The organism is Desulfovibrio sp., from assembly GCA_016208105.1.
Taxonomy (GTDB): Bacteria; Desulfobacterota; Desulfovibrionia; order Desulfovibrionales; family Desulfovibrionaceae; genus Fundidesulfovibrio.
Genome location: JACQYS010000012.1, coordinates 62,979 through 76,448, shown reverse-complemented (window position 1 = coordinate 76,448; position 13,470 = coordinate 62,979). Strand labels below are relative to the sequence as shown.

The window sequence follows — 13,470 nt, the reverse complement described above, 5'->3', positions numbered from 1 at the left end:
AGGTGTAGCTAGTTCCCGGCGTCTTTGCTGTCAACCGGCCGAAGGACCACCCGGGTCTGGTAATAGGGAGTTCCGTTTCCCAGGCTGCTGACCCGGGCCGGAATGAGGCGGTTCAAACCGTGTCCTGCGGTTATCCAACCGCCCCTGCGGCACAGACACACGTCCTTGCGTTGGCGGGGGTCAAACACAACCAGCACGGTCATGCGGCCGAGATCGCTCTTTAAATAGGCAGGAGAATTCTCGGCAAGACCCAGCTCCCGGCCTGTGTCCGGGTGGATGCGGGCCTCGGGCAGTGGCGAATGTTCGGCCAGGGTCAGTTCGGAGCACAAGTGCTTGGGGCTGCCCGTGGTGAGAAGGGTCAGGGGATATTCCTGCTCGCCGTCCGTGGTCTCTAGAATATCTCCGATGAATTCGAACCTGCCTGAGGAGGTAAGGAAGGCCCCGTCGCTCCATGGGACCATGGGGGCGTCCGGGTCTCTGGCAGGTCCCTTGCGGAGTGTGTCCAGTGTGAACCCTTTTTCCAGAAACGGGCGGCAGATGATCTCAAGCCATTCGTCCATGGGTTTTACAAAGTCCTGGGCGAAGGGAAAACGCTTCGCAAGGCTTTGATAGATGTCGAACTGGGAGCGGCATTGGCCGAGGGGTTCGATGGCCTTGTTCACCGGGCCCACGTGGTTGTGCCCGTATGCAGCCACGATGTCGTCCTCTTCCAGGAAGGTTGCGCAGGGCAAGAAGAGGTGTGCATGGCGGGCGGTGTCGTCCATGAAGTGGCCCAGGTAGACCACGAACTCCCGCGAAGCGAAGGCCAGGGCCACCTGCCCGGAATCCGGGGCCATGCAAACAGGGTTTGCGGCGCTGACCACGGCCATGCGCACGGGCGGATTCTCAGCTCCGAGAATTTCAGCGCCGATTGTGGGGATGCGCAGGGTTCGGCGTGGAGGGTGCAGTTCATCTCCCCAAACGGTTTGGTCATACGGACCGTATTCCTCGAATCCCTGGCTCACTCCTCCGCCCGGGATTCCGATGTTTCCGGTGATTGCAGCCAAAGCATCGATGGCCCGGACCGAGGCGTGGGCATCGGTGTGGCGGTGCATGCCCCAGCCAAGGAGCACGGCGGCTGGCCCGGACTTGCACATGGCCTGGGCCAGATCATAGATGTCTGCGGGGTCAACGCCTGCGCGATCAGCGTGGCCGGTACACGATTGTGAGAAGACCAACTGCTTGAACGCGTCAAACCCCTCTGTCCGGTTCGCCAGGAAGGATGAGTCCTCCCAGGAATTCTCCAGGATTATTCTGGCAGCACCCAGGGCCAGGTGGAGGTCCGCTCCGGGCTTCACCTGGATGTGCCGGTCGCACAGAGCGAGACTCTCGGTGGCCGCCGGGTCCACAAGCCAGATGGTCGAACCATTTTTACGAGCAAGGCCCAGTATCCGGGCCATGTTGAACTGGGTTGCGGCCGGATTGCGACCCCAGAGGATGATCGTTCGGCTGTTCAGATGGTCCAGGGGATCGTGGGAGACGCGTGTCCCGAAGTCCAGACCCATGGCGGCGAATGCCGTGCCGCTGCAGAGCGAGCCTGTAAGCGTGGTGGCACCGCCCAGGTGAGAGAAAAAGCGGGCGTTCAAGAGCTTGAGCGCTGTGCGCTCGCCATACCCCTGGTAGTGGAGAATCGCCTCGGAGCCGGACTGGGCGATAATCGTCTTGATCCGTTGCGCCCATTCGTCCAGTGCCTCTTCCCAGCTGATGCGGTTCCACGCGGCACCTTGGCGGCGCATGGGGTGGAGCACCCTCTCCGGGCTGTACACCCGGTTTACATAGTGCTTCATCTTGGCGCAGCAGCCGCCCTTGTTGAGAGGGTGGTCCGGATTGCCGGAGATGCCCGTGAGCCTGCCGTTCTCTACCTGGGCGACAAGCCCGCAACAGCTTGGGCAGTCCCGGGTGCAGGTGGTGATGGTCCGGCTGGTTTTCACGGTGTTTGGCCTCGCTGTTTCTTTCTACGCCAATCAGGTTGGGTCTGCCAGCCGTTTGAGGGGCTAACAGTCGCTTGACCCTTCTTGTGCTTGGCTGTAGCCCCCCCACGATGTTCGAAACGAAACGCCGCGAGCCAAGTGCATTCAGCCAGGCCCTGCCTATCGTGCTCGGCTATCTTCCCGTGGGCTTCGCCTATGGGGTGCTCGCGGTGAAGGCTGGTCTTTCGGTGGCCAACACGGGCCTCATGTCCGTGCTGGTATTCGCGGGCTCCGCCCAGCTCATTGGTGTGGACATGCTCGGAGCCGGTGCGCCGCCAGTGTCGGTCATTGCCACGACCTTGGTGGTGAATCTGCGCCATGTGCTCTTCTCAGCGGCGCTCTCTCCGTATCTTGGCGGCTGGCCAAGGCGGCGTATCGCCCGTTTCTGCTACCAGCTCACGGACGAGACGTTCGCACTGCACGCCACACGCTTCCACAATCAGCAACAATCAGCCACACATACTTTGGCCATCAACATGTTCACCCAGTCAGCCTGGGTGATCGGGGGACTGGCCGGGGCGGTGGCCGGTGGATTCGTCCCGGACGTCAAGCCTTTTGGGCTGGATTTCGCCCTGGCGGCCATGTTCGCTGTTCTTCTGGTGGGCCAGCTTCTCTCTTTTGCGCATGTTCTGGCTGGAGGCTTGGGGGCGGCAATTGCCTTGGTGCTTTCCCAGACCCCGGCAGCTCCCTATGCCACTCTCGTCGCAGCGGTTGTGGCCGCGGCGGTGGCCGCCGCAACACCTTGGACGAAAAACCGCAAAGCTGAAGCAGCAGGCAGCCAATGATATGGGAAGAGAGTTTTATTCATCGGCCCGTGGACTGTGCAAGAGCGGGTAGCGAGAGATGAATCAGTCAGAAATCTTCCTGACCATAGTTGGTATGGCGGCGGTAACCTATGTTCCGAGGGTCGTCCCGGCTTTGTTTTTCGCTACCCGGTCCATGCCGGAGCCGCTCCGGCGTTTTCTCTCCGTTGTCCCACCCGCCGTGCTCGGGGCGCTCCTGGCCCAGTCGGTTCTTCTTGAGGGAGGCAGGCTTCGCTTCACCGCGGACAACTGCTTTCTCTGGGCATCCCTGCTGACGGGCATCCTGGCTTGGCGGACCAAGGGTTTTTTCGGCCCAGTTTTGGCAGGGATGGCTCTGGTAGCCGCCTCCCGCTACTTTCTCGGGGCATAAGCCGTTGCCATTATTCTTCCACTGAGTGTATCTTCCACAAGAATACTCTTGGAGGTTTGCCATGAGCATGGACGAATTTACCGAGACAGTGGTCATCAGGGGCGAAGAGTGCATGTACGACCCCAAGGCTGGTATCGCCATCATCCAGTGCGAGAAATGTGGGCACATGAACCATGTCGAAGTGGAGGTGGTGGATGGAGAGGCCAGGTTCTACGGTTTCTCCTGTGAAAACTGCGGCACCTTCAACTCAGCTGACTGACGCTCACGTCATCGGTTGTTTGCGCCAGTGCTGCCATCCGTCCAGCAAGCCGAGACCCGGGGCAGGGACTTTGCTCGAAGTCAGCAGAGAATGGCTTCGGGTAATGTCCTTGCCATCTGGCCGGCGGAGATGGTGGGGATACTCCTCTTGATGCTCCTTCTCCATGGTTGCGGGCCTGATCCGGTGGCCAGGATCAAGGCGGAACGAGCAGGGGATGGTTCGACGCTTACCCTGGAGCAGGCTTTCGAAAAGTATCCCTTTTTTTCAAAAGTAACCTGGTCGACCTATCCCGGGAGGCAGGGACAGACCATGGCCCGGGCGACCGGCATATTCGCTCTTGATCAACTGGTGGGCAAAGCCGGCAATGGCCGTATCTTCTCAGGCAGGGACCGGATGGTTCTGGCAAAGGCAAGCGTCAATCTGTGTTACGTTTTGGAATACGCTTACGGCAAAGAGGCGCAGCAAGGGGTACGGACCCAAATGGCCATAACCATTTCGTCCATGGATTGGGACCAAACCGCGCAGTTGGAGACTGAGGCGGTGCTTGCGGAAATAACTCAAGGGGTGGCAGGAGAGGCCACCATCAAGGTGGTCCTGGATGCGGCCGACTACTGCCGGTCCCGGCCGCCGTCTTCGCCCAAACGCCAGTAGGGGATGTCCACGCCCACGTCATCCGGGGTGCCAAGACGACCGTCCGGCCCAGCTGAAACTATGCGGGGGAGACCTGCCGGGGGTATAAGCAGGAGATACGGCGCACCCCAGGGGTCGAAAAAAATCTCGCTGGGCGCGTCTATGGGCTGGCCAGGGGCGGGGATTGCCGCTTTGAATATCGAGTGCCGGTTGAAAACCCAGGCTTCCCGGCAGGGGTGGTTGGGCAAGGTCTGACGCACGTCTATCCCGGAACAATCAGGGGTCATGTCCCTGGCAAAGGCCGCAAGGGGTTTCCCTTGCGTCTTTTGGGCGAGCCAGGCGGTGATGCTGACGAGCTTCACGGCCTGCGACGCCGTGACGGATTTAGCCGCATCGATTTCAGCCCGGGCCGCCTCCTGGCGAGACCATTGCCATCCCCACCAGGCAGCGAGCAAGAGAGAGGTAATGCCTAGCCACAGCGCCCAGTTCCGGCCCTCCCTGCGTACAGCGGCTTCCCTCTTTTCGTCAGCCACGGATCTCCATTCGCCAGAGCATACGGATCGGTAGCGGCTCTCCATTTTCTCCAGATCAACCCCAGCCGCGCGTCTGAAGGCTTGGAGTGTCTCGGGGTCGGTTCCGCTGTGCGAGACCGCTTCAAGAGGGCCTTCTTGGGACAGCAGCTTCCCAAGCTGCTCAAGCAGAGGCAGAACGACGTTGCGTTGGATAATTGCATCGGCGGTGTGCCCGGCTTCCAGGCATGATCGCATATCCGCAAGGCACAGGCGAAGCTGGACAATGAGGGATTCACCAGCTTGTTTCCGCGATTCCGCGTCGATATCGGTCTGGGAGAAGGTCATTGGTCGAGAGTATCCTTCACTTGGCGCAACAGAGCCTGGAGGGAGTGCTCCGGGCTTAGTTGCCCTCCGGAGGACAGGGAGGAGAATCGGGCCACGGTATTGCCTCTGGGTGTGACGGCCTGCTGGAAGTGATGCTCGAGTATTTGGCCCTGGCTTTTAAGACGCAGAACCCATTCCTGGCCGTGTTGCTTCCAAAGCGGCTGGTCAGTTCCCGCGGTGTCGGAGCGGCTTATGAGGAGCGCCGTGAACTGGGATAGAGTGAGTGGACGGCCGGATTTCATGGTGACGCCCAGAAATTCGCCATCATCTGAAAGGACCACCGCCGGAACTTCCATGAGCGCCTGAGGAGGGTGAAGAAGCTCTGTTTTGCCAGCGGAATTCGGAACCTGGGCGGGCGTGGCGATGCCTGGCTGTTTTGAAGAAGCCGTTGGGGGGGGAGTTTGCTCTGCTCGTGAAGGCCTCTCTGCGGCTGCGCGAGCAGGTGTTGCCACGCGGTCGGCAAACGTGTCCAATTTGACCACAAGTTCCGCCAGAAGAGAATGGGTTCGGTTTTGGAGGGTGAAAAGCCCCTCTAAAAGGGTTTCAATGCGGGAAAAAGTATCGGAAGGCTGTGCCGGGAGCGTCTTTTGGGGCTGGCTCGCTGGAGGCGGCAGAGCGAATGACTGGAACTCCTCTGCCAGGCGCTTGCGGGTTTCGTCCACGCTCAAGCCCCGCTTGAAATGATGGTGAATGCGTTTGCACAGACCTAGCGATTCCTCCGGAAAGCGGATGGGTTTGCCCTTGGCGCTGGGAGGCCAAAATTCGGGGAATTTTCGACGGTAGCTCTTGATGGTGGTAACCGTGACACCCAAGGCTTTGGCGAGAAGGGCATGGGTCAGGCTCGGGTCTTTCTCAACGGTCATGGGTCACCGCTTGCCGGAAAGCAGCAGGGTCAGGGCTGTGGTAAGCTTCATCACCTCGGAATTGGACGAACGGACCATATCCGCCAAGCGCTCGCACAAGGCGGACAAAAGCTTGCATCCAAGCCCGGTGTCAGCTTGCACCAGCGCAAAAAAGCGTTCGCGGTCGGTAACCAGGAAACGTGCGGCTTCCAGTGTCTCCACTGTGGCGGAACGGGGGCTGTCCGAGATGAGCCCCATTTCGCCGAAAAGCGGTTGCACCTCGCCGGTGAGTGTGGCCAGCACCTTGCTCGGATCTTTCCCTGCCAACGCGGCGATATCGATGCCCGGCAGAATCATGGATTTCACGATACGTACTTTTCCGGAAACCAGGATGAACATCTCGCTACCGGTTTCACCCTCGACTATCACATGGGTACGGGGCGGAAAGGACCGTTCTGAAAATATTGGTCTGACCCGGTCAATCTCATCAGGGCTTAAACGCGCGAAGAGCGGAATGGACTCGAACCGGACGGTGCTCATGGCGTGCGGCCCAGGAAGATGACGCCGTCAAATGTTGCCAGGTCGACCTCGGGGCCTGGATTGAGAACCACCTGCGGGCTCTGGCTGGCCAAGGCGGCGTCTTTGCCGGCGGCCTGGAACAGTTCCATGATGTAGCTGTCCAGAGCTTGAGAAGTATCGAGAACGTCGCTCAGCTTGAGTTCACGGGGCAGACGGCAAACCGCGAATGGGAGCTGTCCGGTTTTTTCGAGGCTCGTGCGGATGACCGCAGGCCAGCCGTGCGACTTTTCCTCGGCAGACAACGTTCTGTAGCGCAGCATTCCATTGTCTTTGCTCGAGAGCAGGGCGTAGAGAACGTCGTGCATCACCGGGTGGGCTGCCAGGAATGCCATGGCCTTGCCGGTGAGTTCCTCGCGGCCGAGAGCCTTGGTGACCCCGGCCCTGAGCAGATGCTCCCGGCTCTGGTCGTGCAGGGCCTCTGCATACAGGGTGACTTGCGGGGCCAGGGACCTGAAGGTGAGGGCGGTCAGGACGCTCAAACTGTCGGCTTCCTCAGGGGGGATGTCTTCTCGGGGAAGAATGTACGCCACCTTGGCCTTGGAAGGGTTGGCGCGTTCCTGCACGGCCTTGTGAACGGTGCTGCCCCGCACGAAATAGGAATCGGAGCCGAGCCCCAGGTTCTCTGACACCTCCTCGTACTGGGCGGGCTCCATGTCCGCGGCGATCACCACCGGCAGACGCGTAAAGCCGGGCATGTTGCGGAGGCGTTCCAGCAGAAGGCTTCCATGGCCGTTCCAGCCCAGAATGAGGATGTGCCCTTCGACGATCACCGGCAATAGCCCCCGTCGCTTTTTGAGCCTGCGCTCCACCATGGCCGATGCGAGCGACCCGGTGATGGTGGACACCAGGCCGATTCCGGCAGCCATGACGCCCATGCCCAAAATCCTTCCGGGCACGGTTTTGGGTGCGAAGTCTCCGTAGCCCACCGTGAACAGAGTGACCACGGCCCACCACAGACCCTCGAAGAAGCCCACGGGCTCCTGTTGGGTGAGGGACTCATAGTAGACGAATCCAACCGCCGAGACCGCCAGAATAAACCCCATGAGGGTGAGCGGCAGGGCGAAAGGCTTGTCAATCCACCTCGTCCAGATCTTTCTCATATTCCAGGTCACCCTGGCGTTTCAGGAGCTCTTCGAAGCGGATGTCCGCGCCCAGCACGCCGGTTATCTCGTCGCGCTCGTTGGCCACAGGCAGGGACACCGTAAGGCAGAGCTTGCCCGTGAACGCCGAGGTGTAGAAATCAGTGATGTGCAGTTTGCCGTTCTGCATGGGCTTCTGAAACCATTCGCGGTCGGATTGATCCACCCCGATGGTCATGGGAGCGAACTTGGGACGATCAGCGGGGTTGGCCACTTCGCGGGCAACCAATTTGCCATGGGTGTCGGTCAAGTACATGAACTGGATGAACGGGTAGTCCTCCAGGAACTTCTGCATGCAGAAGGCCGCATCCTCGGTGATGAGCTGGCGGATGCACAACTCTTCGGAGAGCTTGAGGATGAGCTGGGCCGAAAGGGTGTGGGCCAGCTTCTTCAGATGGTCGAATTCCGAGGCGAAGAGCTCCGGCAGGTAGCGTTTCACCAGGGCCTTCATCTCTTCATTGGAGAAGGAGGTGTTGCGTCCGGCATCGTAGGCGTCCATGATCTTGGCGTAGATCTTGTCCACTGCGGGATGGCGCTTGTCCACCTGGGCATCGCCTTCAAGGTTCAGGGACGTGTTGATCCAGTAGCTCACGCCGGCCTTGCCGGATTTGTCCGTGATGATGATGGGCACGGCGCGGCCAAGAATCTTCTTGGTGTCGAAGATGTTGTAGATCTCCTCGTTCTTGGCCAGTCCGTCCACATGGATGCCTGCCGAGGTTGCGTTGAAGTCCCGGCCGGCAAAGGGGTAGTTGGCCGGCACCACGTAGTCGAGTTCCTCTTCGAAATAGCGCACGATTTCGGAGATCACCGGGGTGTCGGCGGCGTCGTCCTCGCCGGTGAGCGAGACGTACTCGATGACCATGGCCTCAAGCGGAGCGTTGCCGGTGCGCTCGCCAAAGCCGAGCAGGGTGCAGTTGGCCCCGGAGCAGCCCGAGAGCCAAGCAGTGCCGGCGTTGACCAATACTTTATGGAAGTCGTTGTGGCCGTGCCATTCCAGCCATTCGCTGGGCACCTCGGCCTCGTCGGTGAAGGCACGAACCAGCTTGGACACGCTTCGCGGCAAAGCGGCACCGGCGTATGGCACTCCGTAGCCCATGGTGTCGCACAATCTGATTTTAACAGGGATGCCGGCGTCCTTGGAGCGCTCCATGAGCTTTTGTGCGAAGGGGAGGCAGAACCCGTAGATGTCGGCGCGGGTCAGGTCTTCGAAGTGGCAGCGCGGGATGATGCCCCATTCCAAAGCCTGGTCGACCACGGCCAGGTAGTCAGCCATGGCGGCCTTGCGGTCTTTGTTTAGCTTCAGGTGGATATGGTAGTCCGAAACCGAGGTGAGCATCCCGGTTTCCTTAAGGCCCATGGATTTGACGAGCTTCAAGTCGTTCTTGTTGGCCCTAATCCAGCCGGTGACCTCGGGATACTTGTAGTCCAGGGCTTGGCAGGCTTCCACGGCCCGGCGGTCTTTTTCGGAATAGAGAAAGAACTCGCTGGCGCGGATGAGTCCGGACCGGCCGCCGAGCTTGTGCAACAGCATGAAGATGTGGGCGATCTGGCGGACCGTGTAGGGCGGTCTGGCCTGCTGTCCATCACGGAAGGTGGTGTCCGTGATGTACATCTGGGTGGCGGGCCTTGGCATGACGATGGTGTCGTCGAAGGGGACCCGGCTTATCTTCGAATACGGGAAAAGCTCCCGATAGAGTTCTGGCTTGGCCCTATTCTCCAGGCGCAGACGGGGCGAAGTGCGGTTCAAATTCATAAGGGTCATGGCCGGGGACTCCTTCTGTCGAAATACTAGCCGGAGGGCTTTAAGGCATTGTCATGCCTTGATTCTCTCGGTCCAGGTATCAACGATTTGTTTTTCCCGCAACACACGCGGGTTGGCTGGCCCAAGCTCGCAGGCCCTTTTTGCCGCTTCGGCCGCATGGGTCATCCAGCCGCCTTGCCGCAGGCTCTGGGAAGCCATCACGTACATGAGTTCCGGAGCGTCTCCGTATATGGCAGAGATGAGAGAGTCGTAGTCCTGGCCGAAAATCTTGCGCACCAGCTGGTTCTGCTCGAAAAGGAAACGGCCAAGAAGCGAGTTTTCTCCTTGATCCGAAAGGTAGACCATGGAGAGCTTGCGGCATTTCTCGAAAAAGAAGCGCACCCGGGCGATTTCCCGGCGGATGGACTCGTTGGTCTGCAGCACCACCTGGAAGAGCTCGCGCGAGACCATGCTTTCGGGCTCGGGCAGTTCGCGGTCCATGAGCCCCTTGAACCACGGGCCGTAGTTCTGCTGCTGGTAGGCGTCTTCCTTGAGTTTCATGGTCTCGTGGAACACATACCCGAGGCACCAGTCCAGAATCTGTCCGGACAGGCCCTGCTTGCCGTCGTTGCGAAACAGGTGGTGGGCCGTGTCTTTCAATCTCCAGAGCAAACCCTTGTTCATCTCCTCGCCCAAAAGGTCGTGGAGCGTCTCGAAGGAGAGCTGGCTGGTCTGGTCGAACATGGTGAACTGGCTCTCCAGAATGTCTGCGGCAAGGCAGAAATCGCGCATCATGTCGCGAGCGAATTCCGGGAGCTTTTCGGTGATCCAGGCTTTGGACATTATGGCCTCAGGGTTCGCAGTTGATGCGGTGGGGTCCGCCCCATTTTGCGGCCAGGGAGGCGAAGGCCGCCAACCGGTCGTCCACCAGCCTAAAGAGCGTCCCCTCAGGGAACTTCCCATCCGGGTCACGCTGCCCGGCAGGAAGGCCGGTGAGTATTTCTATGGCCTCCTGGATGCTTTCCAATGGATAGATGTGGAACATGCCGTCCTCGACGGCCTTCACCACCTCTTCCTTCAGCATCAGATTCACCACATTGTCCTTGGGGATAAGCACACCCTGGCGCCCAGTCAGGCCACGGCGCCGGCATACTTCGAAAAAGCCTTCGATTTTCTGGTTCACACCGCCCACAGCCAGGATGGCGCCGGAGGAGCTCACGGCACCTGTGAAGGCGTAGGAGAGGTCGATGGGCGCCCCGGAAAGGGCTGACAAAAGGGCGGCGAGTTCAGCTCCGGATGCTGAGTCGCCTTCCACCTCGGCGTAGCTCTGCTCGAAGCAGAGACTGCCGGTGAGGACCACGGGCTTATCCTGGGCAAACTGGCTCACCAGGTAGCTTTTTAAAATCATCATGCCCTTGGTGTGGATGGGCCCGCCCAGTTCGGCTTCGCGTTCCAGGTCCAGAATGCCCCCGTGCCCCACGCCCACGGTGCAGGCGATCTGGTGGGGCAGGCCGAAGGCGAAGTCCCCGTACATTCGTACGGAAAGGCCGTTGGCTCTGCCCGTGGCCGAGCCCGAGGTGGAAACCTTGATCATCTGCCGGTCGTATTCGGCGATGAACTCCTCCTCCAGCAGGTTGGCCCTGAAAAGCCTGGCGTCCCTGGCCTGGCGCAACACGTCGCCGTCAACCATGGACTTGCCCCGGATTCCAGCCAGGGCCGAGGCCTCGCACATGATTTCGCGCAGGAGCGGCAGGCGAAGGGTCAGGCGTTGCTGGTCGTCGCACAGGGCCGAGGCCTGCTCGATGAGTCCGGCCAGGGCTTCCCGGGTGAACGGCATGAGCTGGGCCTCGGAGATTATGCGCCCCAAAAGCGTCAGGAGCCGCGCCTCGTTCTCCGGAGTGCGGGGGATGTGGTCCTGCAGATGGGCTTTGAGCTTGAAAAGCTTCTGAAAGCGTTCGTCGCCGTAGAGGAGCATCTCGTAGGCCTCGTCGGTGCCCACCAGGATGACCTTGGCCGTAAGCGGAAGGGGCTGGGGTTCGATGGTGCGGGTGCGCACCTGCTCGCCCTCGGTGGGGTCCTCTATGCGGCAGAGTCCAGAGCGAAGCGCCCTGAGCAGGCCTTCCCAGGCTTGGGCGCCATGGGCCAGATCATCCACGCGAAGAATGAGGAACCCCCCCAGAGCCTTGTGGATGGCTCCGGCCTTGATGAGGGTGTGGTCGGTGTAGAGCGCTCCGAAGTCAGATTCGCGTTCGACGCAGCCCAGAAGATTGTGGTGGTTGGGGTGGTCCTCGATGATCACCGGAGCGCCTGCGCTTTTGGAATTGTCCACCAGGAGGTTTATCTCGTAGCGGTCGGCCAGGCTGTCCGCCGTCACGCTCTGGTCGGGTTGACCGTGTTGCTGGGTTTGGGGGGGCTCTTTGACCAGAAAACCTTCGTAGTTCTCAATGATGTCCTGGCGCACGGCGCGGATGAAGTCGCAGGTCTCTGGATGGGTTTCAAATTCCCGCAGAAGTTCCGAGAGGTGAAAGTCAGCCACCTCTGCCGCTGTTTCCTGGTCGAGCTTTTTCTCCCTGTCGCGATAGCTCCGGTCTTCCGAGGAGAGCTTGCGCAGATATCCGCCCATGTCGTTCATGATCTCGTCGCCCTGAGCCTTGAGGCTTTTGCGGGTCTCGGGATCCATGCGTTCGTATTCCTCGTCGCTGACCACCTTGCCTTCAATCAGGGGATAGAGGGTCAGCCCCCCTTGCTCGTCCACTTCCAGGTTGAACCCCTGGTCTTGGGCGCGCTCCTCCATTTCGGAGAAAAGGTCCTCGCGGGCGGACTGGAAGGACCTGGCCAGGCCCTGGCGCTTGGAGAGGTGCGCTTCCTGTTCGAACCGGGAAGGGATCTCATCGCGTATGGCGGCCACGGCCTTGGTCAGGTCGGCCTTGAGCCTGCGTCCCTGGCCTGCGGGCAGAAGCAGGGCGCGCGGGCGGTCCTGGTCTTCGAAGTTGTAGACGTAGAGGATATCCGGCGGGGTCTGCGCCTTGGCGGCCACAGGGGTGAGGAAGCTTTTTAAAAAATAGGTCCGGCCAAGGTAAGGGTCGCCTGCCAGGTAGATGTTGTATTCACGGCCGGTGAGTGAAATGCCAAGTTCCAGGGCAGAGAGCGCCCTGGGCTGGAATGCGGTGGTCGAGGCGTCCCCGACGGGGATTTCGCGGCTGTCCTCAAAAGGCACGGACATGGGAGGGCAGACGGCTCTTAATTTGTTCAAGGCAAGAGAAAGGGGTTTGGGCATGGATCGTCCTGGTTCAAGTCTTTGCCTTGCTGTAGCGCGACGGGCCGTGGCTATCAAGGCCCGGGACGCAGTCTGGCGTTGCCCTTGGGCCCGTCTTTCTGTAATGATGCCAAACGGCTGGTTGGCCGCCAACAAAGAGAGGAACTTATGCTTATTCGCGACTGGATGACCAAGGAAGTGATCACCGTGGGCCCGGATACCTCCATGATGAAGGCCTCCAAGCTCATGCGCGAACACAAGATCAGCAGGATTCCGGTGGTGGACGATTCCAACCGCCTCTTGGGCATCGTCTCCGACCGCGACCTCAAGGAAGCTTCCCCGTCCAAGGCCACTTCACTCGACATGCACGAGCTTTACTACCTGCTCTCCGAAATCAAGGTCAAAGACATCATGACCAAGGCCCCGCTGGCCGTGAAACCGTCGGAAACGGTGGAGAAGGCGGCCGTGCTCATGATGAACAACCACTTCGGGGGGCTGCCCGTGGTGGACGAAAACCTGAAAGTGGTGGGCATCATAACGGACTCCGACGTGTTCAAGGTGCTGGTGAACATCACCGGCATCACCGAGGGCGGGGTGCAGCTGGCCTTTAGCCTGCCTAATTCGCCTGGCTCTCTCAAGTCCGTGTTGGACGACATGAAGGACTTCAACGCCCGCGTTATCAGCGTGCTCACCTCCTTCACCCATGCCGACGAAGGCCACCGCGCAGTCTACATCCGCATCCAGGATCCGGACAAGGCCGTTTTGAACGACATGGTGGCCCAGCTCTCCACCAAATACACCCTTCTCTACTGGGTGCGCGACAACTTAAACCCCATCATCCCATAGCATTCCATGCTCCGGCCGTCCCTGTGCAAGGGGCGGCCGGCCTTGACACCCGCTGTTTTATGCCTAGTTCACTGGGCGTGGCGGAAAACGCCTAGCATTA

Annotated in this window: 13 protein-coding genes; 5 read left to right on the top strand and 8 right to left on the bottom strand. The window is 60.2% G+C overall.

Features of this window, described 5'->3' with window-relative positions:
* Positions 1 to 8: 8 nt before the first annotated feature.
* Entirely contained in the window at positions 9 to 1,970 is a 1,962-nt protein-coding gene (locus HY795_07085) for a molybdopterin-dependent oxidoreductase (protein ID MBI4804983.1), read from the bottom strand.
* Positions 1,971 to 2,080: 110 nt separating this feature from the next.
* On the opposite strand from HY795_07085, the gene HY795_07080 reads away from it, so the two are divergent.
* From HY795_07080 to HY795_07065, 4 genes are all read left to right on the top strand, one after another.
* The gene (locus HY795_07080; GenBank protein MBI4804982.1) at positions 2,081 to 2,794 is read left to right on the top strand and encodes an AzlC family ABC transporter permease; all 714 of its coding nucleotides are present in this window, start codon (positions 2,081 to 2,083) and stop codon (positions 2,792 to 2,794) included.
* Positions 2,795 to 2,852: 58 nt separating this feature from the next.
* On the top strand, positions 2,853 to 3,182 hold the full coding sequence (locus HY795_07075) for an AzlD domain-containing protein (protein ID MBI4804981.1): 330 nt from the start codon (positions 2,853 to 2,855) through the stop codon (positions 3,180 to 3,182).
* 67 nt (positions 3,183 to 3,249) lie between these two features.
* On the top strand, positions 3,250 to 3,441 hold the full coding sequence (locus tag HY795_07070; protein MBI4804980.1) for a hypothetical protein: 192 nt from the start codon (positions 3,250 to 3,252) through the stop codon (positions 3,439 to 3,441).
* 90 nt (positions 3,442 to 3,531) lie between these two features.
* Positions 3,532 to 4,092 (top strand): hypothetical protein, encoded by a 561-nt coding sequence (locus HY795_07065; GenBank protein ID MBI4804979.1) that lies wholly within the window; start codon positions 3,532 to 3,534, stop codon positions 4,090 to 4,092.
* On the opposite strand, the gene HY795_07060 is transcribed toward HY795_07065, so the two are convergent.
* The 7 genes from HY795_07060 to HY795_07030 are packed head-to-tail and all read right to left on the bottom strand — an operon-like array spanning position 4,050 to position 12,545.
* Positions 4,050 to 4,928, bottom strand: coding sequence for a hypothetical protein (locus HY795_07060; GenBank protein ID MBI4804978.1), 879 nt, complete (start codon positions 4,926 to 4,928; stop codon positions 4,050 to 4,052). The two genes, HY795_07065 and HY795_07060, sit on opposite strands and share 43 nt — an antisense overlap.
* Entirely contained in the window at positions 4,925 to 5,830 is a 906-nt protein-coding gene (locus HY795_07055; GenBank protein MBI4804977.1) for a MerR family transcriptional regulator, read from the bottom strand. The genes HY795_07060 and HY795_07055 overlap by 4 nt, the downstream gene beginning before the upstream one ends.
* Positions 5,831 to 5,833: 3 nt before the next feature.
* On the bottom strand, positions 5,834 to 6,349 hold the full coding sequence (locus tag HY795_07050) for a cyclic nucleotide-binding domain-containing protein (protein MBI4804976.1): 516 nt from the start codon (positions 6,347 to 6,349) through the stop codon (positions 5,834 to 5,836).
* Positions 6,346 to 7,488, bottom strand: coding sequence for a potassium channel protein (locus tag HY795_07045; GenBank protein MBI4804975.1), 1,143 nt, complete (start codon positions 7,486 to 7,488; stop codon positions 6,346 to 6,348). The genes HY795_07050 and HY795_07045 overlap by 4 nt, the downstream gene beginning before the upstream one ends.
* Complete coding sequence (locus HY795_07040; GenBank protein MBI4804974.1) at positions 7,460 to 9,289, bottom strand: histone-lysine N-methyltransferase; 1,830 nt, start codon at positions 9,287 to 9,289, stop codon at positions 7,460 to 7,462. The genes HY795_07045 and HY795_07040 overlap by 29 nt, the downstream gene beginning before the upstream one ends.
* 51 nt (positions 9,290 to 9,340) lie before the next feature.
* Positions 9,341 to 10,111, bottom strand: a complete 771-nt coding sequence (locus tag HY795_07035) for a hypothetical protein (protein ID MBI4804973.1) — start codon at positions 10,109 to 10,111, stop codon at positions 9,341 to 9,343.
* A gap of 7 nt (positions 10,112 to 10,118) precedes the next feature.
* Positions 10,119 to 12,545, bottom strand: a complete 2,427-nt coding sequence (locus HY795_07030) for an AAA family ATPase (protein MBI4804972.1) — start codon at positions 12,543 to 12,545, stop codon at positions 10,119 to 10,121.
* 147 nt (positions 12,546 to 12,692) lie between these two features.
* On the opposite strand from HY795_07030, the gene HY795_07025 reads away from it, so the two are divergent.
* Entirely contained in the window at positions 12,693 to 13,370 is a 678-nt protein-coding gene (locus HY795_07025; GenBank protein MBI4804971.1) for a CBS domain-containing protein, read from the top strand.
* Positions 13,371 to 13,470 lie beyond the last annotated feature (100 nt).

Bases quoted from the DNA above. Each gene is read 5' to 3' on its own strand.
- HY795_07080 (MBI4804982.1), top strand. From the start codon at position 2,081: ATGTTCGAAACGAAACGCCGCGAGCCAAGTGCATTCAGCCAGGCCCTG.
- HY795_07075 (MBI4804981.1), top strand. From the start codon at position 2,853: ATGAATCAGTCAGAAATCTTCCTGACCATAGTTGGTATGGCGGCGGTA.
- HY795_07070 (MBI4804980.1), top strand. From the start codon at position 3,250: ATGGACGAATTTACCGAGACAGTGGTCATCAGGGGCGAAGAGTGCATG.
- HY795_07065 (MBI4804979.1), top strand. From the start codon at position 3,532: ATGGCTTCGGGTAATGTCCTTGCCATCTGGCCGGCGGAGATGGTGGGG.
- HY795_07060 (MBI4804978.1), bottom strand. From the start codon at position 4,928: ATGACCTTCTCCCAGACCGATATCGACGCGGAATCGCGGAAACAAGCT.
- HY795_07055 (MBI4804977.1), bottom strand. From the start codon at position 5,830: ATGACCGTTGAGAAAGACCCGAGCCTGACCCATGCCCTTCTCGCCAAA.
- HY795_07050 (MBI4804976.1), bottom strand. From the start codon at position 6,349: ATGAGCACCGTCCGGTTCGAGTCCATTCCGCTCTTCGCGCGTTTAAGC.
- HY795_07045 (MBI4804975.1), bottom strand. From the start codon at position 7,488: ATGAGAAAGATCTGGACGAGGTGGATTGACAAGCCTTTCGCCCTGCCG.
- HY795_07040 (MBI4804974.1), bottom strand. From the start codon at position 9,289: ATGACCCTTATGAATTTGAACCGCACTTCGCCCCGTCTGCGCCTGGAG.
- HY795_07035 (MBI4804973.1), bottom strand. From the start codon at position 10,111: ATGTCCAAAGCCTGGATCACCGAAAAGCTCCCGGAATTCGCTCGCGAC.
- HY795_07030 (MBI4804972.1), bottom strand. From the start codon at position 12,545: ATGCCCAAACCCCTTTCTCTTGCCTTGAACAAATTAAGAGCCGTCTGC.
- HY795_07025 (MBI4804971.1), top strand. From the start codon at position 12,693: ATGCTTATTCGCGACTGGATGACCAAGGAAGTGATCACCGTGGGCCCG.